Below are 23822 nucleotides of genomic sequence, written 5' to 3'. Positions count from 1 at the left end.
ACGGGATTGTTTTTGCTTCGACGCGCCAAAACCTGAATAGCCCTGCGGATTTCTTCATCACGGCCAATGACCGGATCCAGCTTCCCCGCTTGCGCAACAGCCGTAACATCGCGAGCGTATTTCTTAAGCGCGTCAAACGTGCTCTCCGCAGACGCACTGTCCACTGTGCGACCTTTACGTATTTGGGCGACGGCGCTCTCCAAAGCCTTCGCTGTGGCTTTACCTTCAGCCAACGCCCTTCCAGCGGCCGTAGAGCTTCCGGCGATAGCAACCAGCAGCCGGTCCTGAGCAACAAAACTATCGCCCGAGGCTACAGCGGCAGCCTGCGCTGCATCTAAAACCCGCACGAGGTCCGGCGTTGTTTGCGGCTGGCCAGCGCCACCCCCCTGTACTTTCGGCAACTTACCAAGAGCCGCATCATTCGCAGCTTGAACGGCCTTAGGATCACCGCCAGCAGCACGTATCAACCCAGAAGCCGCGCCCTGCTCATCATCAAGTAGCGCTTTGAGCAGATGCTCTGGTGTCAATTGCTGGTGATAGTCCCGCAGAGCGATTGTCGATGCTGCTTGCAGGAAACCTTGGCTGCGTTCTGTAAATTTTTGAATATCCATGGTACTTAACCCTTTCATGCCCCTGTAAAAGGCGACATTTTGTATTCAGCCACCCCCTAAGGCTGCGGCTGTACATGGAATGTAAGTATTCACTTTGTCTTTTCAAGAGCCTCACGTGCGCGCCGCGCAGGTTCATGCAAAACTAAATCTGCAGGTGATAAACGCTCATATGCTGCACGCTGCTGGTGCCAATAAGGATAAATTAACTCAGGCGTACTCACGCGCTCCAATGCGTCAATTTGTTCATCGGTCAAAAGTAACTCGACTGCGGCCAAATTATCCAAAAGCTGACTCTCTTTCCGCGCACCAAGCACGACGGAGGTCACGCCGGGTCGCCCCAAAAGCCACGCTAAAGCGACACGCGCAGCAGAAACACCATGCTCTTCTGCAACACGCACCAAAACTTCAATTGTGTCATAGAGTTTTTCACCATTGCGCACCTCCGGCTCACTCCAGCCTTCAACCCGCCGCGTATCCTCTGGTGCAGCCCGATCACGGCGGAATTTACCTGACAAAAGTCCGCATGCCAGCGGACTCCACACCTGCACCCCTAAACCTTGGTCAAGCGCCAGTGGCAGAAGTTCAAACTCCGCGTCACGTGCTTCCAACGAGTAGTAGATCTGCTGGCTAACAGGGGCGACCAACCGCTCACGCTCAGCGGCCGAGAGAATTTTCATCGCATGCCAGCCAGAAAAATTTGAAATTCCAGCGTAGCGAATTTTCCCCTGCTCCCTCAGTGTATGAAGCGCCTCCAACGTTTCTTCCACCGGCGTCAGGCCGTCCCATTCATGTAGGTAGTAAAGATCAATATGATCCCGCCCCAATCGCCTCAAACTCTCTTCACACGCATTTAAGATGTGATGCCGTGAGAGACCCTGCTCATTAGGCCCCTCCCCTGTCGGGAAGCGAACCTTGCTGGTCACCAACACTTCCCGGCTTCGGCCTTTTAAAGCCTGCCCCAGTATCTCTTCGGCTACCCCGCCAGAGTAAGCATCTGCCGTGTCAAACATGTTCACGCCGCGCTCAATACATATATCGAGCATCCGCGCTGCTTCTTGGACGTCTATGTCACCGGTAGAGGCAAAGCCGCCGGCGCCTCCAAAGGTTACGGAACCAAAGTTAAATGCGGATACCCGCAACCCCGAACGTCCGAGCTGACGATATTGCATGGCGAAGATAGCTCCCTATCATTGCGTCCTTTCTCTTCATTACGCTTATAAAGGCGCGCAAGTTCACACATACTCAATCAACGCCGTATAATGTGAAGTCACCTTCCCCCTTCGACAGAACGCCCACGGTGCATTATGCTTTGCTTTCTTGCCATTGACTGGGGGCTTCAATGCGGCGCTTTTTACCGTTGTTATTACCTATTGCACTCTCTGGCTGCTTCGACATGCCACACCCGTTCTCCAATCCGGGTGACCAAGCAAAATACCTGACAACGGCAAACCTGCCTCCATCCCGGCTAGACGTCCCAACACCAAAACTCGCAGGCCTTTCGGACACCTCCGCTACACTCCTTGCACATGAACTAGCAACAGCGATGGTTAACCAGTCCGTGCCTGCAATCGCACAACCCGCGAGGCGCGGCGACTGGTGGTTGCAAATTACAGCGCAACCCCAAGGCGGGAATATCGTGCCGCACTATGCGCTTATGACGCCCAAAAATCAGATGCGGGCTGAACGTGACGGCACCCCCGTCAGCGCTGCACAGTGGACGTTGAATGACCCGCTCTTAATAAAAACAATGGCAACGGAAGCTGCACCCGCCATTACTGATTTACTTACAGGCGTCCAGGCATCGTTAATGCAGCAAGATCCTAACAGCTTGATGCACCGCCCCTCCAAAACCTGTTTTGAGGGAGTACAAGGCGCTCCGGGGGACGGTAACGTTGCATTGGGTCGTGCCTTCTACTCTTCCTTCCCCAACAATACAGACACTATTCAAACAGATTGTGCGAAGGTAGATTTTATTATTCGTGGCGTGGCAAAGTTAACGACACTACAAACACCCCCCTCAACACAACAAATCGAAATTGCTTGGCGCGTTCGCACACCTAAAGGCGATGAACTCGGCGCAGCCACTCAAATCCACGCCATTCCGGCACACTCACTTGATGGCCCTTGGGGGGATACAGCATTAAGCGCTGCCTCCGAAGCTGCCGAGGCTGTTCATACCATTATTACCAATTATTCAGGCCGAACCCACACACCACTACCTGCACCGGCTTCGGAAAGCAAAAATACTTCAAAAGGAACATAAAAGCCTTTCGTCGCAACAGAGAGGTTGTCATACTTCGACACAGTTTGCGTCAATGCTCCTTTTTGCGAGGCCACTATGTCTGAGACAACCACCCAGAAAGACAACCAGCCATCACTCAAAAAGCGTACCGATAGCCACAATAAAGGTACCCACCTCCGCAAGCGCACCCCGCGCTCCGCACAAGCAGAGTGGCGCCCGCACGAAGACCGCCGCTCTGCTGTAGAAATTTTGGCTGAACAAGGCCAAAACCGCATCGCTGAACTCGTCCCCGTGCGTTATGAACGCATGCGGGTTTCACCGTTTACATTCCTACGCGGCGCGGCTGCGGTTATGGCCGCCGACCTTGCCAATACGCCCTTCTCCGGCCCACGCGTTCAGTCGTGCGGCGACTGCCACCTTGCAAATTTTGGCAGTTACGCCTCCCCTGAAGGTGTGCCTGTTTTCGATATCAATGACTTCGACGAGACTCTCGAAGCCCCATTCGAATGGGACGTAAAACGTCTTGGCGCATCCTTCATTCTTGCGGGAGATGAAAATGGCCTCTCCCCAAAGGCATCACGCGCACTCTCGGAAAGCATGGCCCTGAGCTATGCCCAACATATGGCTTACTTGGCCAATAAAAGCCCTCTCGAAGTTTGGGCAGATCGCGTAGATTTCCGAGATGCCATTGCGCATTTTGAAGATAAAAAAGTCCGGGCCCGCGCCGAAAAACTCCTCTCGCAACGTTTAACCGCTGCCAAAGGCCATTTTGGTCTCATTCTCGGGGCCGAAACTGCCCCCAAACTAAAGGAAAAACCACCTCTCGTTATGCATATTCCCGGCCGGGAAGACATTATACGCAAAGCCTTTGATCGTTACCTCAAATCCCAACCACCGGAGCGCGCCATTCTCTTGCGCCGCTATGCGCTCAAAGATGTCATGTTCAAAGTGGTTGGCGTTGGCAGCGTGGGCACATTCTGCGCTATAGGTCTGTTTGCAACACCCGACGGCGAGTACCTTCTTCTCCAGATCAAAGAAGCGCAAACGTCAGTTATGGCCCCCTTCGCAGGCGCTTCACCCTTCAAAAACCAAGGTGAGCGCGTTGTAACAGGCCAGCGCATGATGCAAGCCGTAAGCGACGTATTCTTGGGCTGGACGCACACTAAAGCAGACCCAACCGCAGAAGCACCAGACCTATCGGGCAGTGGCCGCCAGTTCTATGTTCGCCGTTTGAAAGACGGCCGTCTTGCAGATATCGGTGCCGATGTCGCTCAGGAAGGACTGGCCGACTATGCCAAGCTTTGTGGACGTACACTCGCTCGTGCACATGCCCGTTCGGGAGATGTAAGCCAAATTTCAGGCTATCTTGGCAAAGGCAAAGCCTTCGCAGACGCTATCGCCTCTTTCTCGGATGCCTACGCCGCACAAACCCGCACTGATTGGGAGCTCTTCACAGCAGCCCTCGACAGAGGGGCACTAACACCCCCCACTGAGGACGAACCTAGCGCGAATAATCAACAAGGGAATTAAGTACCCAACCCTAAAAAGGAAAAAATATATCAATACACCACCTGATATTTACAAAAATTATTTACATATCAGGTGGTGTATAATGAAGATATTATTCTAGTATCTTATATTTAACTTAATATATAATTATATATATTCAAAAATATATCGACTTATATTATGATTCAATCTCAGAACACTTTTTAATCCCTCCATATTATAGTGATACCTAAGTTAATTTACCCGTTAGAGTAAGATGATTGCCGTAAGCATCATGTTACCGTAACGTAATCAGCATGAAAAAAAATATCCTCTCTTTCCGCCGTGCGCTTCTCTTTGGGGTAGCGTTCACCTGTACAGCTTTTGCGAATGTTCAAGCTGCCCCACTCCCAACGGACCCGGGCGCGGCCTTGGGCATTTTAGAAAAAACACATTTCGATGCTGAGTGGGCCGCAAGCCCTGTTGGCTCAACAGCCTTAGGCATTCATAATGCTGACGGCGGGTTGGACGACATATCCGTTAAGGCGATCGACGCTCAGACAAGCCGCCTTCATCAAGAAGAAATTGCGCTCAGCGCTCTCGATGTGTCATCTTTGCCGCAAAGACGCCAAGATGATCGCGACATTCTCTTGTCCAGCATCCGAGAAGAATTGGTCAGCAATGAGCGTGTTCAAGGATACCGCCACAACCCTGACACCTACATCTCACTGGCAACTGAGGCACTTTATAGCCTGATCGAACGTGATTTTGCTCCTGCTTCCGAACGGATGAAAGACGCAATCTCACGCGAGCTGCTCATTCCCAACATGCTCGCCACGGGGCAGCACCAGTTGACCACCGTTCCTGCAATCTTTCTTGAAATCTCTAAAGAAGACCTCGACGGCGCTATCAGCTTCGTAAAAGACACCATCCCCGCAGCATTCGCCTCGGTAAAAGATCCTACACTTCAGGCACAACTTCGCGCCTCAACCACCGAGACACTCAAAGCGCTGCGTGCGTTCAAAACGACCCTAGACCACACAAAACCCCAAGGCAGCTTTGCTCTAGGCGCAGAAACTTTCCGCGCTATGCTTAATGCGGACATGGTCGATGTCCCAATGGAACGCATTATTGCAGCGGGTCAGGCTCAACTCGCCAAAGATCAAGCCGATTTTGATGCTGTTTCGCGCAGCATAGACCCTGCCAACCCACAAAATGCTCTGGAAAAGAACCGTAAAGACCATGTCGCTGCAGACGGTTTGATCACACTCATCCGTGACCAGCTTAAAGATGCACAGAGTTTTGTCCTTGACCATAAACTCATCACGCTGCCCTCGAAAAGCCTGCCTCTAGTAACCGAAACACCAAGCTTCCAGCGTTCGCTTCTCACCGCGGCAACGGAATGGCCGGGTGCCTTTGAGACCAAAGCAACTACTTCTTTCTATTATATTACGCCTGTAGACTCTAAATGGAGCGCCAAACAGGTCCAAACCTTTCTCGAAGACTCCAACACCCCAACTATTTTGAACATCACCGTTCACGAGGCAATGCCGGGTCACTTCGTCCAAGGTTTGTACTTGCGCGCCAACCCGGAATGGAGCCTCACACGCAAGGGCTCTCAATCCTACGCCACAACGGAAGGCTGGGCACATTACACCGAGCAAATGATGGTTGAACAAGGATTCCATAACCAAGACCAGCATTTACACCTCGCTCAATTGCAAGATGCCCTGCTGCGCGACTGCCGCCTCTTGGCCTCTTTTGGCATGCACACGCAGGGTATGAGCCTAAAGCAAGCCACCGATCTGATGGTACACTCTTGCCACCAGTCCCCCATGATGGGGTATAAGGAGGCACGTCGCGGAACAGCCGATCCGGGCTACTATTCATACCTCTTGGGTAAGTTGATGATTCTGCACCTCCGCGAAGATCTCAAAAACGAACAAGGCACTAACTTCTCCCTGCGTAGCTTCCACGATGCTCTGCTCGGTTCTGGGTTAGTACCCGTTAAGATTATTCGCCGTGAACTCAGCGGCAAGGATGCGCCCCTCCTCTGACCACACCAGCCTTTTCTTCAGCGGCGTTATCCCCCACCGGAAACGCCGCCCCTTACATCCAAGAACTCCAATGGCATAACCCGGCACAGGCACTTCACCTCCTGCGGGACGCCCCTTGGGGAACCATGCTTGATAGTGGCGGAGATCCAAAGGACAACCGTGCCCGCTGGGCATGGTTGTGCCTCAAACCACGCCACACCTTTATCGTGAATGAGCATGGCCTACTCGTAGACAATCAGCTCCACGAGCAGGACTTCTGGCTTACGGCTCAACAGATACAAGGCCGCTCCACGGTTGAGGAGCAAAACCTACAGGCACATACGGGCCTACCCTTTACCGGCGGTTTAATAGGGGTTGCGTCATACAGTGCTGGTTTGCAGTTAGAGGGCGTTCCAAGCAGACATTCTTCGAAAAGCCCTCAGATCATTGCCGCAGACTACACGAATGTGATTGCCTATGACCGTCAATCACAGCGCTGCTGGTGGATCAGTCAGAACGGTGACCAACCGCCCAATATTCCTGCAACGCCCCCCCAACCCGTCGCGCCAAAGCTCACTTTCTCTACAGACTTCTCACAGGAAGAATGGATCGAAACTGTTCAAAAAGTTCGACAACACATTGAAGCTGGCGATATTTTTCAAGCCAACCTAACCACGCGCTACATAGCTGAGCTTCCTGTAGATTTTGACGAACTCGGCGCTTACATGCATTTGCGTGCCCTCTCCCCTGCCCCTTTTGGTGCTTATTTTAAGACGCCACTTCTGTCCCTTCTAAGCGCCTCAGTAGAACGCTTTCTTGCGCTTTCATCAGACGGAATTGTTGAAACACGCCCCATCAAAGGCACAGCGCCCGCAATCAATGATTTAGAAATTCAAGCTGCAAAACTACGCCGTGACACCAAAGAAAACGCTGAAAATCTAATGATTACCGATTTGATGCGGCACGACCTTGGGCGCATATGCGCGTTAGGCTCTATAACCGTACCCGAACTCTGTTCCGTTGAGCGCTTTGCTCACGTTCTACATCTCGTCTCTTGCGTCACTGGACAATTACCCCAAGAAAGCAACGCAATGGAACTATTGCGCGCGACCCTTCCACCGGGCTCAGTTACCGGCGCTCCAAAACACAAAGCACTCCAGATTATAGATGCACTTGAACGTTCCAACCGTGGGACATATTGCGGCACTTTATTTCGTATTGGCCGTGACGGCGCCATGGATAGTTCTGTAATTATCCGTAGCGCTGAACGCTGCGGTGCTCACCTTTCCATCGGCGCAGGCGGTGGCATTACTTGGCCTTCGGACCCCCAGAAAGAATACGCTGAAACCGCTTTAAAGGCAGCCGCTCTCCTAAAGGCGTTTGGCGAATGACCGGATATGTATGGCTAAACACAGCCCTTGTTCCGCATAGCCAAGGCCATATTCCGCATACCGATCGCGGCTTTTTGCTGGCTGACGGCCTCTTTGAGACATTGCGCGTCACCGACGGTATGCTGCCGCATTTTACGCAACACATTCACAGAATGTGCGAAGGCTGCAAAATATTACGCATCCCTCTGCCTGACATTACTGCGTTGAGCGACGCCTGCACAAAGGTGATCCACAGTAACACTCTTAAACACGGCTCTATCAGGATAACTTTAACCCGCGGTTCAGGCCCGCGCGGAATTGCCCCACCCCAACATCCCATTCCAACTTTGCTTATTACCGCCGCAGCATCTTCTCCAGCTCAAACAACAAGCATCTCGGTGTGTACAAGCCAATATACGCGCCCGCCCCTTTCCCCCCTGTCGTCCGTCAAAACGCTCAACTATCTGCCATCAATTCTCGCGAAGATCGACGCTCAGGAAAAAGGTTTCCAAGATGCCATTTTGCGCAGCTCTGACGGTAAGAGCCTCGCATGCGGCACATCCGGCACATTAATAGTGGCCTACAAAAACAAACTGCTCACCCCTCCCCTCACTACCGGGGCCCTACCAGGCACAACTAGGGCCCGGCTTCTGAAAAAAAACATATGCTCCGAAGAAATAGTTACCAAAAACACTCTTAATTACTGTGATGCTTCGTGGGTTGTGAGCAGTTTATCCTGCCTAGATATTAATAAAATTAATAATACTGTAAAACTTAATTATAATAATTCAGAAATAACATATTTTAAGGAAAAAATAATGTCGATTTATGATAACCCTGAAATCTGAATATATTATAATATCATCCCGATAAAAACATAGGCCATTTGCTCCTATTCATTTTCTATTAACTTTTTATGTGTTACCTTCTTTCACCCATGAATAAAGAGACTGAACCAACTTTGGACTCTCTAAAATCAACGCAGACTGCACTCCCACCCCATGCGTTTGAGCATGCAGAGGCGATACTACATGCTATCGATCAATCTGCAGGCGTTATAATTCTTGATAACGATCGCAAGGTTATTTTTAAAAACACCAAGTTTGATGACATTGATCGTCGCTTAAAAAACTCTGAAAATAGTCCACTTATCTCTTCACTTCAGAAAATAAATATTGAATCAAAAAATTACCATAAAGAAATAAGTGTACGCGGACTAAAGAATAAAACTTACTGGCTCGATATTACATGCTCACAATTTACATCCCCTACAAAAATAGATATTTTTATTATTATTGACATAACACCCCATAAACTCACTGAAGAGCATTTAAGATCTAATAAGAAAATGCTTCAACTGGCGCTAAGTGTTGATAATTTAACAGGCATAGCAAACCGGAACGCTTTTTCCGTACACTTGAAAACCATTCTTGAAAAAGAAAACAAAGATAAAAGATTTTGCATTGGCATAATCGATATAGACCACTTTAAAAAAGCAAATGATACGCTCGGACACAAAGCAGGTGACAAACTCCTAAAAAAAATATCTCGGATACTAAAAGGGTTCCAAAGCAATAGTATTTTTGTTGCTCGCGTGGGGGGCGATGAATTTGCGATAATCATCGATAATGACGACTATATTGTTTTAAGTAATATATTGAACGACATTCTACATTCTTTAAAATTCACATTTTCATTTGATGGAATACTACACAATTCCTCTGCGAGCATTGGGTATACAATTACCACAGCGCATACCAAGACCAATATTTCAGATGCTCTACATGAGCCTGACATGGCCCTATATCAGGCGAAAGAAATGGGGGGAAATCAAATTTACCTCTACGACAACCAACTTTCCGAACGTTATGAACAACGCCTTAAGCTGCTATCCGATATATTAACATCTTTTAAAAAAGAAAAATTTCCTACGCTTTATTCCCCTACTTTTAGTACAAACGGGGGAGATATATTATTGTTTTCCACTTCAATCGATTGCTACAATAGCGAAAATATAGAATTGAAAAATGACGATACATTCAAACAGCAAGTAGATAAATACTATATTGAAAATACATATAAAGAAATACGCAAAACCATAAACAATAATGGCAAGTTATATTTTTCATTAAAAATTAATAATTCCAAAGATATAGATAAATACTCAATCAACCATATAGATAGGATAATACATGAATATAACTTAAAAAGTGCGATTGAAATTGATCATGAAAATTCCAATTATATATTAAATTTCGTTGATGATACCTGCATGTCACTCCCTCACACCCGTGATTTGCAATGCAAATACATAAAAATTGGTGGGGATTTAATAAAATATTTGCCTGACACCCCTACGAACAAGATTATTGTCGAAAGCATAATCAACGTCGCTCATTCGGTAGGAAAAAAAGTTATCGCAACAGACGTGGCTTCCAAGGAATGCGACCTGATTTTGCGCCAACTCGGCTGCGACTATGTCGAGGGAGCCTTTTATTCGCCCAATTTGACCCTCACGGAGGTTTACGCACTCGTTGCCCAAACTTCATCTAGCCACGACTAAGAACTCCGTTTGCGTCCAAGGCTCAGGCTCAGTAAATTAGGCTCATGTCTGAATATCAAGAATCTGCTCTCGTTGATCCACCAAACCGCCCACTGAAAGCCATTGATCTGGGCGGAGGTGTCGTCATAGATGACCCCGTGATCCTTGCTCCGCTCTCCGGGGTAACGGATTTACCATTCCGCCAACTGGCGCGTGAGTTGGGGGCAGAACTCGTCGTCTCTGAAATGATCGCTTCTTGGGCGATGATTAGAGAGAACGAAAATACGATGCGCATGGCCCGCTCTGCTCAAGGTGGCGTCAACGCGGTACAGTTAGCTGGCTGTGAACCCGAAGCCATGGCCCAAGCCGCGAAAATTGCAGTCGATGGCGGTGCCAACTTGGTCGATATCAATTTTGGCTGCCCGGTAAAAAAAGTTGCTATCGGCCAAATGGCCGGTTCAGCTCTCATGCGCGACGAAACACAAGCGGCTAGGTTGCTTGAGGCAACAGTCAAAGCCGTTGATGTTCCTGTCACACTCAAAATGCGCATGGGTTGGGACCACAGCAACCTGAACGCCCCGCGACTAGCCAAAATTGCGGAAGAGAGCGGAATCAAGATGGTCGCCGTACATGGCCGCACACGCCAGATGTTTTACAATGGTGAGGCCGACTGGCGGTTTGTTAAAACCGTCAAGGATTCCGTTTCCTTGCCGGTCATCGTGAACGGCGACGTCACAACCATCCGTAAGGCAAGAGAAGCCCTGCACCAATCTGGTGCTGACGGCGTTATGATTGGCCGAGGTTGCTACGGCCGTCCGTGGTTTATCGCTCAGGTCGCGAGATCACTAAAAACTGGCCAAGATATCCCAGACCCGGACTTAGCCACCGAAAAAGCAATAGCATTAAAACACTACCGCATGATGCTCGATCACTTTGGTGAACGTCCTGGCTTAAGGCTCGCCCGCAAACACGTGTCATGGTACTCTGCGGGCTTGCCAGATTCAGCAACCTTCCGCTCGACGATTAACCGCGTAGACAATGCTCCTGAGGCCATTCGCCTTCTGGAAGATTTTTACGATCGCCATCTTGAAGCGGGTATTAACCGTGACCGGGAAAAAGGCCCTGCGGCCTGCTTGCCATCTGACAATGAGCACGCCGCTTAGGCACTGAAAAGCCCCACTGGAAACAAAGCGCTATGCAGCAAGCGTTAAGAGCGTCAGTCCTCACGACTGAGGACCCGACCATGCGCCCCCTCTTCTTGTACGGCGCCACCAGGCTGGACCGTCAGGATGTAGCACGACGCTTGCATATAGCGGGTCCTCGCGCGCGGTCGCCTTTTATCGTTGCCACCCTGACCGCAACCCCCCGCGCGCTACGCCCCGTAGCGCTGTTCGGGGATGGCGCGAACACTCCAGGCTGGATTTCCGAGGCCTGTGGCGGCACGTTATTATTGGACGAAATCGATTGCCTCTGGCCTGACGTGCAGCATCACTTGATCCAACGCTTACACATCGAAAAAGCCAGTTTCAGACTATTGGTAGGAAGCCGTTACGACCCTACCTCTCTTTTGCGGCATGGCGGGTTGGACGACACTTTCCACGCCTGGCTTTCCCGTCTAGGAGCGGTCCAAAGGCTAGGCCCCGAACGTATCAGCGCCATTTGCCGCCAAGGCGGAACCGGAGAGGCGCAACTCAGAGGCGTGTCCCGCGCATTGGAGCGCCCCCTTAGTGACTTCTTCGAATCTGGTGCTGACCACAGCGATGGGGACTTGCACGCCTGCGTTATCGCTGAGGTTGAACGCCCACTCATCGATAAAGTCCTACGACGTACAGGTGGAAATCAAATTCGCGCAGCAGCTATTTTAGGCTTAAACCGAAATACTTTGCGAAAAAAAATTCGGGATCTCGACATTAGCGTTCCTAAAGGAAATGACGATTGACAAAGTTGAAAGCGGGACCGCGCCGCAAACGCTTTCGCGACTATTTATCCAGCGCTAACGGCGTCCTACTCCTTACTGTCATGGCCCTTATTTTGGCGTTTATGACATTCGTCGTGCTTGCAGGCGGCCTTTCTATTACACATCGCCCCGTTATACAGGCGATGATCTTCCTGCTTGATTTCCTGATGCTCATGCTCATTGGCGCAGCAGCGGTTTCTCAAGTTGGGCGCATGCTTGCAGAACGACGCCTCGGCTTTGCAGGGGCACGACTTCACGCCCGGCTTATTACCCTCTTTGGCATTGTTGCCGTTGCACCAACGATTGTCGTTGGTGCTGTAGCCACTCTTTTCTTCCATTATGGCGTCGAAATTTGGTTTTCCAATCGTGTTAATAACGCGCTGAGCGAGGCTCGCTCCGTTGCTGCAGGCTACTTACAGGAGCATAACGACAACATACGCACCGCCGCGTATTCACTCGCCAACACGCTCATTCTTGTCCAAAATGACGAGCTGTTTGCCCACGGCACGGATTTATTACACACCCCAGAACGCTTAAGAGAGCTGCTGGACGATGAAGTCTATGAGCGCGGCCTTACGGATGCAGAGGTTTTTGATCCTCTCACTAACCGCATTTTGGCGACGGGCGGCGTGCTCGGCTCAGCAGATATGGCTCCTCCACCCTTGCCGCCAAAATCCGTTATCGAAATGGCGCGTACAGACGTCGCGATCTTGGATCGCCCCGACCAGCGCTTTATTCGGGCGGTAGTCTCACTAGGCGATAATTCCGGCCTCATGCTCGTCATCACAAGGCCAGTTGACCCGCAAATTCTGGAACACATGCACCGCACAGACGAACTTGTGCAAGACTATAAACGTATGCTCGCCAATCGCGGGAAAACTCAGGTAACCTTCGTTTTAATCTTCATGCTGATGGGCCTTTTAGTGTTGGCGGTTGGCATGCTCACCGGCCTTGCTCTCGCCAATCGTATTGCTAACCCGCTCGGCCTACTCATTCTCGCTGCAACACGCATTTCCCAAGGTGACTTGGGCGTCCGCGTTCCGGTGCCCGATCATTCAGCGCGCCGGCCTATGTTTCGAGATGACGAAGTGACTGGCCTGTCACGCGCTTTTAACCGCATGACGGATCAGCTGGAAGCGCAGCGCTCGGAGTTGATGGTCGCGTATGATCAAATTAATGAGCGCCGCCGTTTTACAGAAACTGTTTTATCGGGTGTTTCTGCAGGCGTTATTGGCCTAGATACGCGCCAGGTTATAGAACTACCCAACCGTGCAGCATCCAACGTCCTTCAGCGGGACCTACTACCCGTCGTCGGTCAATACTTGGTCAACGCCGTGCCTGAATTTGCCGCATTGCTTGATGCAGCCCGCACAGCTCCTGAGCGCGTACATACGGCTGAGGTTCAAATTGACACGGACGGAGCTCAACGCCCCGGCGGACCTGGCGATGGTGGGGGTGCTGGAGCGGGACGTACCCTACTTGTTCGCGTGGTCGCAGAAATGCGCGGCTCCGATGTAGCAGGTTATGTCGTGACATTTGACGATATCACCGCACTTCAGTCAGCACAGCGCAAAGCTGCATGGGCTGACGTTGCACGGCGCGTAGCCCACGAAATCAAGAACCCTCTTACCCCTATTCAACTCGCTTCGGAGCGCTTGAAACGACGCTTCTTAAAAGAAATCCAGTCCGACCCAGAGACTTACACGCAATTAGTCGACACAATTGTCCGACAAGTAGGCGATATCGGGCGCATGGTTGATGAGTTCTCAGCTTTCGCCCGGATGCCTCAACCCGTAATACAAATCGAAGATTTTTCACGCCTCTGCCGAGAAGCCCTCGTCTTGCAGAAAAACGCCAACCCTCTCATTATTTATGAAACGCAAAATCTTCCCGCCTCTGGGCCAATTGTGTTGTGCGACCGCCGATTAATAGGGCAGGCCCTCACCAATTTGCTTCAAAACGCAGCAGATGCCATTCACATGACAGAGCGTGCCTCCCTCCGTGAGATCGGACCAGATGGCAGTTTGTTGCCAATCGGCCATATTGTGATGGGGTTGCACATCCGGGGCGGTCATGCCCAATTAGTGATTGAAGATGACGGCATCGGTCTCCCCCAAGGAGAGCGGCACCGTTTGACCGAACCTTATGTTACGCATAAGGCTAAAGGCACGGGGCTTGGACTGGCTATCGTTAAGAAGATTATGGAGGACCACGCTGGGACCCTCACCTTGGCTGACCGCAAACAGCCTGAGAGCCCTAGCACAAATTATAAAGCGGTAGAGAAAGTGTCTGGCACGCAAGTCACACTTGCTCTCCCCCTTGCAGAAGATAGCGCCTCGCGTAACAAGGGAGGCGGGCGTATGAGGATAACTGATGGAACATGAGATTCTGATCGTCGATGACGAGCCGGACATTCGGTTCCTCATCGAGGGCATACTCAGCGATGAGGGTTACCGGACGCGTACAGCGTCTAGCGCGGAACAGGCGCTGGCCATGTTTCGTGCCACCCGTCCGTCTCTTGTCATTTTGGACATCTGGTTACAGGGGTCTAAAATGGACGGCATTGAGGTATTGAAAAATATTCAGGCGGAAGAGCCTGGCCTTCCTACTGTCATGATTTCCGGACACGGCACAATTGAGACGGCAGTAGCCAGCCTCAAGCACGGCGCTTATGACTTCATAGAGAAACCATTCCAATCTGATCGTCTCCTCGTTGTCGTTCAGCGCGCGCTAGAAGCCGCCCGCCTTAAGCAGGAAAACGCAGAACTGCGCCTCCGCGCGGGGAATGACACGTCGCTTTTCGGTGACGGACCGGCAATATCTGCTGTTCGTGGGCAAATTGAACGCGTAGCTCCTACAAATTCACGGGTACTCATCACCGGCCCGGCTGGTGCAGGCAAAGAAATTGCAGCGCGCATGATTCACGCCCGCTCACGCCGCTCTGAGGGGCCCTTCATCGCCCTGAACTGTGCCGTGTTAGCCCCTAACCGCTTCGAAGAAGAACTTTTTGGCCTTGAGGGGGATGCTGAGCACCCTATGCGCCGAGGTGTTTTGGAGCGCGCCAACCGCGGTACATTGCTACTCGATGAAGTCGGTGACATGCCCTTGGAAACCCAAGGGAAAATTGTTCGCGCTCTACAAGACCAATCCTTCGAACGCATTGGCGGCACAGCACGCGTCAAAGTAGATGTACGTGTTATCGCGACCACAAACCGCGACCTGCATACAGAGATAGCCGCACACCGCTTCCGCGAAGATCTCTATTACCGCCTTGCAGTTGTTCCTCTACGTGTCCCTTCCCTACGTGAAAGACGCGAGGATATTCCAGCGCTTGCGCGGCATTTCCTAGAGCGTTGCGCCGTATCGTCTGGCCTTCCACTGCGGGAGCTTTCAGTTGATGCGCTTGCAGCTCTGCAAACCTATGACTGGCCCGGCAACGCCCGCGAATTGCGTAATCTGATGGAGCGTTTGCTTATTATGATGCCGGGAGGCGGGAACGACCCAATTCGGGCCGATATGCTTCCGGCTAATATCAGCCAAGGAGCTCCATCCATGACACGCCTGAATGCTGGCGCAGATGTGATGAGCCTCCCCCTCCGTGAAGCGCGCGATCTGTTTGAAACTCAATATCTTCAGGTCCAGCTCACACGCTTCGGCGGCAATATCAGCCGGACCGCAAACTTCGTGTGCATGGAACGGAGCGCGCTGCACCGTAAGCTCAAGCAGCTAGGCGTGACTATGCAAGATGAAAAAAATCCTGCACCCGTTGCAGCCAGTGAACGCTAATCTCAGGAGACTATAGCAGCGTGACGCCCCTGCCCCGTTCCAAGCAATACAGGAACGCTTTCTGACCCATATCAGCCAGACGGAAAGCCCGGTCACGGTCTTTCTCGTCAATGGTGTAAAACTCCAAGGCGTCGTCACACAATTTGACGCCGAGACACTTTTGCTGCGACGCGACGGTCACGTGCAGCTTGTTTACAAACACGCCGTCAGCACCATCATGCCATCTGGCCCTATGCCACATTTTTCGGATGAGACAATTTGAGCGGACACGATACGCGCAAACCCGCTACCCGCGCAGCCGTCATTCTCCCGTGGGAACGTTCAGCCGTTGCCGATGACGTACGTGCAGCAGATGCACGGCTAGAAGAGGCTGTAGGGCTCGCAGCTTCGATCGGACTGATTATTGTTCGACAAGCAGCCTTTCTTTTGCGTGCACGCAGACCGGCAACTTTGCTTGGCACCGGCCAAGTGGAGCAATTGGCGGATGCTGTAAAACAAGATCAGGTCGATGTCGTCGTCGTTGACGCGCGCCTCTCCCCCCGGCAGCAGCGCAACTTAGAAAAATTCCTAGGTTGCAAGGTTGTTGACCGAACGGGGCTCATTCTCGATATTTTCGGCGCTCGCGCAGCCACCCGCGAAGGTGTCTTGCAAGTCGAGCTTGCCCACTTGGAATACCAACGCTCTCGTCTCGTGCGACTATGGACTCACTTGGAGCGGCAGCGCGGCGGCTTCGGCTTCTTGGGTGGCCCCGGTGAAACCCAAATGGAAGCCGATAGACGTATGCTTGCAGAGCGTATCGGCAAAATCCGTAAAGAATTGGAACAGGTCCGCAGGACCCGTGGTTTGCACCGCGATGCGCGCAAGCGCGTTCCGTTCCCCGTCGTTGCGCTTGTTGGCTATACAAATGCTGGCAAGTCCACCCTCTTCAATGCCCTTACCGGCGCCGCCGTGCATGCTCAGGATCAGCTCTTTGCTACTCTTGATCCCACAATGCGCGGTGTGACCCTGCCATCAGGTCGAAAAATCATTTTGTCGGACACTGTCGGCTTTATCAGTGAACTTCCAACCGAACTGATTGCTGCCTTCAGAGCCACACTTGAGGAAGTATCCCAAGCAGACGTAATCCTGCACGTGCGCGATATTGCCCACCCTGACACCGCTGCCCAACATTCAGACGTCCTAAACGTACTAGACGGCATGGTACGGGATGAAATGCTCGATTCACATTGGCCAGAACGTACCATTGAGGTGCTTAACAAGGCCGATCTTGTGGGCGGGGTAGCAGCAGTCCCTCGGCGAGAGAATGCCGTCGCAATTTCAGCGATTACAAACGATGGTATTCCCGACTTATTCGAGATACTCGACCAGCACATGACGCGCTCAATGCGGCATGCGCATGCACAGATCGCTCCTGAAGACGGTGCCGCGCTTGCATGGCTTTATCAGCACGGAGAAGTCGTGGAGCGGCTGGACCGTGAAGACGCCATCATCGTCGATGTGCGCCTTTTCCCCGCGGATGAGGAGCGCTTCGCTGAAGCATTTCCCAACCGTTTGTTGAAAAAGTAACTCCCATATTGGCCGGGTTTGCGCTTTTGCATTCCGGCCAATTGCGATCACCTGCGTGGGGCAATTTCTGTACGGTGCCTCTCTTTTCCGGCCTCCGTCAGCACATAGCGGCCGTCTGGACGATGGTGTACAAACCCCATCGCCTCAAGGCGCTCCAGGCATGGCTGATCTTTCAGCCCTTCCGGCCGTCCAACATCTGCACAAAGCAACAGCCTGTGCAAAGTAGAGCGGCAACACGTTTCGAGATAGGGTTCGTCCCACATACGTTGCTCCTATCCTGTCCTGCGCCCTAGGCCAACCCCTTGAAACGCTCATCACGCGGATTAGCGCGAATTAGAATCGTCGGATTATCTCCCAATTTGACCAGTTCGTGCTACTCTTCGCCCTCATGATCGATATGAATAAAATCGCCACTGCGTTCCTGCATCGTTTTGAGCCGGAACCCGCTCATGAACTCGCCATTACTGCAATGGCACTCGGCCTCACACCCAAAGCCCCCAAAGATGACCCACGCCTCAGCGTACAATGCTTAGGGCTGCACTTTCCGAACCCAATTGGCTTGGCAGCGGGTTTCGATAAAAATGCCCGCGCTGTACGCCCCTTGACACGCATGGGCTTTGGCCACGTCGAAGCAGGCACCGTGACGCCACGCCCTCAACCGGGCAATCCTCAGCCTCGTTTGTTTCGCTTGCCAGAGGATGGCGCGATCATTAACCGCATGGGCTTTAATGGCTGTGGCATTGATCGCTTCTGCCGCAACCTTGCACGCCTTCATCGCCCACAGCCCAATGGGCGGCTCCGCGGCCCCCTCGCCCCCCTCGGTGCGAATATCGGCATCAACAAAACTGGCGCGGACCCGCTCAAAGATTACCCTGAGCTCGTTGCCAGAGTGCGCCCTTATGCCGATTACATCACCATCAATCTGTCATCACCAAACACGCCGGGTTTGAGAGACCTACAATCTGCGGAATTTCTCACTCAACTGCTTGATGCAGTTAACAAACGTAACGCAGAGCGCCCACCTCTACTCATCAAACTTGCACCCGATATGGCAAATGCGGCCTATGCGCCCATTCTAGAGGCCGCAATTAATGGCGGAGCCCAAGGCCTTATTCTAACGAACACAACAATTGCTCGTCCGGATAGCCTCACAAGCCCGCACGCTCACGAAAGTGGCGGCTTATCAGGCCGTCCCTTGACCAGTCGAGCACGCGAAGTCCTTCAGCATGTCTCCGCTATCAACAAAGGGCGCCTTACTCTCATCTCCGCAGGCGGCATTGAAACTGGCCGCGATATTTTGGACCGTATCCGCCTCGGTGCCAGCATGGTTCAGCTCTACACCTCCTTCATTCTGGAAGGCGCATCCATTCTCCCTCGCCTTAAAGCAGAACTACTGCAAAGCATGCGAGACGATGGCTTCAACTCACTGGAAGAAGCTTTTGGGGTAGATAGACCGTAAAAGAAGTCTAAGGGCCTGTTCGAGGAGGACAGGCCCTAAAAGCATTAGGAAAAACCAATATGATACATGAAAACCATAGCCCAGAAGAAGGCTATCGCCAGTAACCACCAGTTAGTATGAACATGGTTTTGTGCATCCATTGTCGTTGTTGCACATGCTATACCTAGAAAAACCAAAAACAATATAAACCCAGCCGTCATACCGACGACTCTAATTACTAATTTACGCTGCTTTAGCTTATCGTCTACGTTATCGTTGGCGCTCAACACTTTATTCGACATGGATCAGCCCCCAAAATCAGGCAATTCGTTTACTTTAATTACCCGCCAAATACCACCAATACGCTCAATAATAGAGAGCGACAAATTCTGAATCGTGAACCTTAGAGCTGTCTCCGGATGCACTTGTAACGCATGCGCCAAAGCTGCCCGTATAGCGCCACCGTGACTTACTATAACTGTATCTTTCCCAGCATTCAGCGCAGCACGCTCCTCCAAGGCCTTACCAACTCTCGCACCCACGTCCAACATGCTTTCCCCTCCGGGCGGCGTTTCTGTCGCCGCGAGAGACCAAAACGGGTTTGGTGGTAGCGACAACAGCGAAGGAAACTCCTGATGCGGCGTTCCATGCCAATCGCCTATGGACTGCTCGACAAACCGCTCATCCACTTGCAACGACGCTATATCTTCCCGACCTTCTGATGCCTCTATCAGGGCACGAGCCGTTTCCCGCGCTCTTTGCAGAGGGGAACTGACCCATACAGCATTTTTCGGCAAGCGCTGCGCAAGCGACCTGTAACCCGCTTTTTGTTTCGCCATTGTTTGAGCACAGAGTGCTACATCCAGCGCGCCATACATTACTTTGCGAGCTTCCGGCTCGACCACAGCATGACGTATCAGCCAAAACCGCGTTACACCTGAAGGCAATTCCGGTTCATCAAGAAAATGGCCATGCGCTTCGGGAGGAGTAATTTGCGTCTTGTCTGACATTCTAAATTCCATAAGGCTTAACGTGTTGTCATGATAATTGCATAAAAATGACGATTTTACCGTGTTGTTTTTAGTTTTTTAGGACGAATCCTTGCCCAAGAAATCCCCATCAGCCCATTTTTGCTGCTCTTTGTAATAATATCGACAAGAACAATTTATTTTACCTATGAACTTCACAAGATGACCTGCGTTGCTTGCACGTTACTGTAAGGTGTGCTTTGCATAATTAGCTCTGATATTTCATGTAAGGAATGTCGACCATGACCAAGGGGAAAAGATGCGTATTCTACTAACTGGCGGTTGTGGATTTATCGGTTCCTCCGTTGTTCGGTACATAATCAACAATACCGATCACGACGTCCTGAACGTCGACTGCATGACCTATGCGGCATCTGCAGATACGGTGGCTGAAATCGCCTCGAACCCGCGCTACCGCCACGCGGATGCCAATATTATCAATAGTGTTGAACTCCAAAAACTTTTTGACGAATACCAGCCCGATGCTGTTATGCACTTGGCTGCAGAAAGCCACGTTGACCGTTCGATTGATGGTCCGGGCATCTTCATTCAAACAAACGTTGTTGGTACATACGCCCTTCTTGAAGCAGCGCGTAAATACTGGACGCCTCTTGATGCAGAACGGAAGAAAGCCTTCCGCTTCCACCACATTTCTACGGATGAAGTCTTTGGGCATCTCGAACCGAACGATCCGCCCTTCACAGAGACAACCCCGTACGATCCTCGTAGCCCATACTCAGCCTCCAAGGCGGCTTCTGATCACTTGGTCAGAGCATGGTTCCACACGTATGGTCTCCCGACATTCGTAACAAACACGACCAATAATTACGGCGTCTGGCACTTCCCCGAAAAACTCATCCCGCTGGTCACTATCAATGCGATCGAAGGTAAAGAGCTGCCTGTCTATGGCAAAGGTGAAAACGTCCGTGATTGGCTGTTCGTAGAAGACCACGCTGAAGCCCTCGTCCGTGCCGTAGAGCGCGGTGAGCCTGGCGAAACATACGCTATCGGCGCGCGCCAACCTCGCCGCAATATTGACGTTGTAAAAGCGATTTGCGCCGTGCTGGACGAACTTATTCCTGACCCAGCAGGTCCGCGCGAGCGCCTCATTCGTTACGTTACCGACCGCCCCGGGCACGATTTCCGCTATGAGATTGACCCCAGCCATGCCGAAAATGCATTGGACTGGAAAGCCAAGCACGACTTCGAAACCGGTATCCGTAAAACTGTCCAATGGTACCTCGACAACCGCGAATGGTGGGAAGGTATTCGTTCTAAACGTTACACCGGCCAACGCTTGGGAACGCGCTCATGACTGTCGCTGCTAGCACCCAGATGAAAGGCATTATCTTGGCCGGTGGGTCAGGAACACGCCTGCATCCAATGACCCTGGCTGCCTCTAAGCAGCTTCTGCCGGTCTACGATAAGCCGATGATTTACTATCCGCTTTCCACGCTCATGTTAGCGGGAATTCGCGATATTATGATCATCACGACACCGCATGACCTACCGCAATTCAAGCGCCTTCTCGGCGATGGATCGCAATACGGCGTGCGATTTACGTATCGTGAGCAGCCTTCCCCAGATGGCTTAGCGCAAGCATTCCTTATTGCTGAAGACTGGATTGACGGCGCGCCATGCGCACTCGCCCTTGGCGATAATCTGATCTTCGCAGAGCATCTTGGCGTCATGCTGCGCGCTGCTGCTAAACGCCCTGAAGGCGCAACAGTGTTTGCGTATCAGGTCCGCGACCCAGAACGCTACGGTGTCGTGCTGTTTGATGAAAACGGCAAAGCGCTCGAAGTCGAAGAAAAGCCCGTCAATCCTCAATCTCATTGGGCAATTACCGGTCTTTATTTCTACGATCATCGAGTTGTAGAATTTGCTAAAAAGGTCAAACCGAGCGAGCGTGGTGAGCTGGAAATCACAGACCTCAACCGCATGTACCTTGAAGAAGGCACATTGCAGGTTGACCGTTTGAGCCGCGGTTGCGCATGGCTTGACGCAGGCGTTCCGGACAGCCTCATGCAGGCTGGAACCTTTGTGCAAACTATCCAATCACGCCAAGGAATGCTCGTCGGCTCACCTGCTGAAGTTGCATTCCGAAACGGCTTTATCACAGCTGACCAACTGCGGAACTACGCGCAGAAAATGCGTAAGACAGAGCTTGGACGCCTCCTGCTGGAACTAGCAGATCACGGCCACTGAAACCCGCGTCCCCATGACCCTCGCCATGGGGACGCCAGTCCATCCTACAATCACAACATCTTTTTGCCCAAAGGAAGACGCCATGAAGGTTGAGCGCTTAGCTATTCCAGACGTCATTTTGGTGACCCCACCTCGCTTTGGTGACAATCGCGGTTTCTTCTCAGAAACTTATAATATTGACCGCATGGCAGATGCTGGCATCGCCCTACCATTCGTACAGGACAACCAAAGCCTATCCCGGCAAAAAGGCGTTGTACGCGGCTTACACTGCCAGCTAGCCCCCCATGCTCAGGGCAAGCTGGTACGCGTCACTCGCGGTGCCATTTGGGATGTTGCCGTGGATGCTCGCACAGGCTCCCCTACCTATGGTCAGTGGGTCGGCGCTGAATTGTCAGCCGATAATTGGTCACAGCTTTGGGTCCCCCCCGGCTTCCTGCATGGCTTCGTGACTTTGGAAGAAGACACTGAAGTCCAGTACAAATGCACCGGCCTATACGACAAAGCGTCTGAACGCGCCGTCATCTGGAACTGCCCAGAGCTGAAAATTGATTGGCCTGTCGCAGAAGCAGACGCTGTGCTGTCTGACAAAGACAAAATTGCACCCCACTTCTCAGAAGCCAAAGGCTGGTTCCAGTACGAAAAGTGAGAGAAGACATGTCTACCACACAGACCATTCTTGTTACTGGCGGCAGCGGACAACTTGCCACATCCCTCAGCAATATCGGCGGCACACGCATTCACCGTGTTGGCCGGCCTGAATTTGACTTTGATAACCCTGAAGCAATTGCAGAACTTGTCCGCAGCATCAAACCCAGCGCCGTTGTGAATGGCGCTGCGTGGACTGCCGTTGATCTGGCTGAAAGCGAAAGCGAGGGTGCAAAGCGCGGCAACCATACCGGGCCAGAAGAACTCGCTAAGGCCTGCGCTGAGGCAGGTATTCCTTTCATCCATGTATCGACAGATTACGTCTTCTCTGGAGATAAGGGATCCCCTTATCAAGAGACAGACCCAACCACTCCGCAGACAGTTTACGGCCGCACAAAGGCTGATGGTGAGCAGGCTGTCCTAGCGGCCAACCCAAAAACTGTTATCCTTCGTACGGCATGGGTCTATTCCGCGCACGGCAAGAACTTCGTTAAAACGATGATTAATGCTGGCGCCAAAAACCCTGCCCTCAAAGTTGTCGGTGACCAACACGGTAATCCAACCAGTTCCGATGACCTTGCAGCTGCGATTTTGGCAATTCTCGCCAAAATTGAAAACGAAGGTTGGCAACCTCATTTTGCTGGGATTTATCACGCCGCAGGGACAGGCGAAACAACCTGGCATGGTTTAGCCGTAGCAGCTCTTGATGCCGCCGCCGAGCATGGGCAAAAAAAGCCGGAAGTTACAGCCATTCGTACCGAAGACTGGCCAACCCCGGCAAAACGCCCCCAAGACTCCCGACTTGACTGCTCCAAGCTCGAGCGCGTTTTCGGTGTGCGCCTTCCGGCTTGGGAAGATAGCGTCCAACAAACAGTTGCTCGTTTATTTGCCTAATTGTATGCCCG

Annotated in this window: 22 protein-coding genes (1 of these 22 only partly in view); 17 read left to right on the top strand and 5 right to left on the bottom strand. The window is 51.8% G+C overall.

What is annotated here, in order from left to right; translation table 11 throughout:
- Positions 1-611 carry the beginning of an ATP-dependent chaperone ClpB gene (gene clpB / locus D5366_RS08430; protein WP_141493099.1) on the bottom strand. Its footprint begins 1987 nt before the window's first position, so the window shows 611 of its 2598 coding nt (coding positions 1-611); it begins with the start codon at positions 609-611; its stop codon lies beyond the left edge, outside the window.
- Between the two features lie 89 nt (positions 612-700).
- A complete protein-coding gene (locus D5366_RS08425; protein WP_141493098.1) occupies positions 701-1780 on the bottom strand; it encodes an aldo/keto reductase in 1080 nt (359 codons plus the stop codon).
- Positions 1781-1950: 170 nt separating this feature from the next.
- Between D5366_RS08425 and D5366_RS08420 the strand changes: the two genes are divergently transcribed.
- The 12 genes from D5366_RS08420 to hflX all read left to right on the top strand — a co-directional run bounded on the left by D5366_RS08420 (position 1951) and on the right by hflX (position 17598).
- On the top strand, positions 1951-2874 hold the full coding sequence (locus tag D5366_RS08420) for a hypothetical protein (protein ID WP_141493097.1): 924 nt from the start codon (positions 1951-1953) through the stop codon (positions 2872-2874).
- 75 nt (positions 2875-2949) lie between these two features.
- The gene (locus tag D5366_RS08415; protein WP_141493096.1) at positions 2950-4383 is read left to right on the top strand and encodes a DUF2252 domain-containing protein; all 1434 of its coding nucleotides are present in this window, start codon (positions 2950-2952) and stop codon (positions 4381-4383) included.
- Positions 4384-4658: 275 nt separating this feature from the next.
- Positions 4659-6398: a DUF885 domain-containing protein gene (locus D5366_RS08410; protein ID WP_141493095.1), complete on the top strand. Its 1740-nt coding sequence runs from the start codon at positions 4659-4661 to the stop codon at positions 6396-6398.
- A 125-nt stretch (positions 6399-6523) separates the two neighbouring features.
- On the top strand, positions 6524-7768 hold the full coding sequence (locus D5366_RS08405) for an anthranilate synthase component I family protein (RefSeq protein WP_240775223.1): 1245 nt from the start codon (positions 6524-6526) through the stop codon (positions 7766-7768).
- Positions 7765-8595, top strand: coding sequence for an aminotransferase class IV (locus tag D5366_RS08400; RefSeq protein WP_141493094.1), 831 nt, complete (start codon positions 7765-7767; stop codon positions 8593-8595). Before D5366_RS08405 ends, D5366_RS08400 begins: the two co-directional genes overlap by 4 nt.
- Positions 8596-8684: 89 nt before the next feature.
- Positions 8685-10310: a diguanylate cyclase domain-containing protein gene (locus tag D5366_RS08395; protein ID WP_170211068.1), complete on the top strand. Its 1626-nt coding sequence runs from the start codon at positions 8685-8687 to the stop codon at positions 10308-10310.
- A gap of 44 nt (positions 10311-10354) precedes the next feature.
- Entirely contained in the window at positions 10355-11452 is a 1098-nt protein-coding gene (gene dusB, locus D5366_RS08390) for a tRNA dihydrouridine synthase DusB (protein ID WP_141493092.1), read from the top strand.
- Between the two features lie 32 nt (positions 11453-11484).
- The gene (locus tag D5366_RS12230) at positions 11485-12228 is read left to right on the top strand and encodes a helix-turn-helix domain-containing protein (RefSeq protein WP_141493091.1); all 744 of its coding nucleotides are present in this window, start codon (positions 11485-11487) and stop codon (positions 12226-12228) included.
- Positions 12229-12308: 80 nt separating this feature from the next.
- The gene (locus tag D5366_RS08380) at positions 12309-14630 is read left to right on the top strand and encodes a sensor histidine kinase NtrY-like (RefSeq protein WP_141493915.1); all 2322 of its coding nucleotides are present in this window, start codon (positions 12309-12311) and stop codon (positions 14628-14630) included.
- The gene (ntrX, locus tag D5366_RS08375; RefSeq protein ID WP_141493090.1) at positions 14620-16032 is read left to right on the top strand and encodes a nitrogen assimilation response regulator NtrX; all 1413 of its coding nucleotides are present in this window, start codon (positions 14620-14622) and stop codon (positions 16030-16032) included. The genes D5366_RS08380 and ntrX overlap by 11 nt, the downstream gene beginning before the upstream one ends.
- A 46-nt stretch (positions 16033-16078) precedes the next feature.
- Positions 16079-16294, top strand: a complete 216-nt coding sequence (gene hfq / locus D5366_RS08370; protein ID WP_141493914.1) for an RNA chaperone Hfq — start codon at positions 16079-16081, stop codon at positions 16292-16294.
- Positions 16291-17598 carry a GTPase HflX gene (hflX, locus tag D5366_RS08365; protein ID WP_141493089.1) on the top strand — a complete coding sequence of 436 codons (1308 nt, stop codon included), beginning with the start codon at positions 16291-16293 and terminating at the stop codon, positions 17596-17598. Before hfq ends, hflX begins: the two co-directional genes overlap by 4 nt.
- A 47-nt stretch (positions 17599-17645) precedes the next feature.
- On the opposite strand, the gene D5366_RS08360 is transcribed toward hflX, so the two are convergent.
- On the bottom strand, positions 17646-17861 hold the full coding sequence (locus D5366_RS08360; protein ID WP_141493088.1) for a helix-turn-helix domain-containing protein: 216 nt from the start codon (positions 17859-17861) through the stop codon (positions 17646-17648).
- 125 nt (positions 17862-17986) lie between these two features.
- Between D5366_RS08360 and D5366_RS08355 the strand changes: the two genes are divergently transcribed.
- Positions 17987-19057, top strand: coding sequence for a quinone-dependent dihydroorotate dehydrogenase (locus tag D5366_RS08355; RefSeq protein WP_141493913.1), 1071 nt, complete (start codon positions 17987-17989; stop codon positions 19055-19057).
- Positions 19058-19101: 44 nt separating this feature from the next.
- Here the strand turns inward: D5366_RS08355 and D5366_RS08350 are convergent, their stop codons facing one another.
- Both D5366_RS08350 and D5366_RS08345 read right to left on the bottom strand, forming a co-directional pair.
- Positions 19102-19338 carry a hypothetical protein gene (locus tag D5366_RS08350; RefSeq protein ID WP_141493087.1) on the bottom strand — a complete coding sequence of 79 codons (237 nt, stop codon included), beginning with the start codon at positions 19336-19338 and terminating at the stop codon, positions 19102-19104.
- Positions 19339-19341: 3 nt separating this feature from the next.
- Positions 19342-20046 carry a histidine phosphatase family protein gene (locus D5366_RS08345; RefSeq protein WP_141493086.1) on the bottom strand — a complete coding sequence of 235 codons (705 nt, stop codon included), beginning with the start codon at positions 20044-20046 and terminating at the stop codon, positions 19342-19344.
- Positions 20047-20323: 277 nt separating this feature from the next.
- Between D5366_RS08345 and rfbB the strand changes: the two genes are divergently transcribed.
- From rfbB to rfbD, 4 genes are all read left to right on the top strand, one after another.
- Positions 20324-21379: a dTDP-glucose 4,6-dehydratase gene (gene rfbB / locus D5366_RS08340; RefSeq protein WP_141493085.1), complete on the top strand. Its 1056-nt coding sequence runs from the start codon at positions 20324-20326 to the stop codon at positions 21377-21379.
- Positions 21376-22272: a glucose-1-phosphate thymidylyltransferase RfbA gene (gene rfbA, locus D5366_RS08335; RefSeq protein WP_141493084.1), complete on the top strand. Its 897-nt coding sequence runs from the start codon at positions 21376-21378 to the stop codon at positions 22270-22272. Before rfbB ends, rfbA begins: the two co-directional genes overlap by 4 nt.
- Before the next feature lie 82 nt (positions 22273-22354).
- Positions 22355-22918, top strand: a complete 564-nt coding sequence (gene rfbC / locus D5366_RS08330) for a dTDP-4-dehydrorhamnose 3,5-epimerase (protein WP_141493912.1) — start codon at positions 22355-22357, stop codon at positions 22916-22918.
- An 8-nt stretch (positions 22919-22926) separates the two neighbouring features.
- Entirely contained in the window at positions 22927-23811 is an 885-nt protein-coding gene (gene rfbD, locus D5366_RS08325) for a dTDP-4-dehydrorhamnose reductase (protein ID WP_141493083.1), read from the top strand.
- Positions 23812-23822 lie beyond the last annotated feature (11 nt).

This window comes from Neokomagataea tanensis, from assembly GCF_006542335.1.
GTDB classification, from domain to species: domain Bacteria; phylum Pseudomonadota; class Alphaproteobacteria; order Acetobacterales; family Acetobacteraceae; genus Gluconobacter; species Gluconobacter tanensis.
The sequence above is the reverse complement of the archived record's forward strand: the minus strand, read 5'-3'. Positions and strand labels throughout refer to the sequence as shown.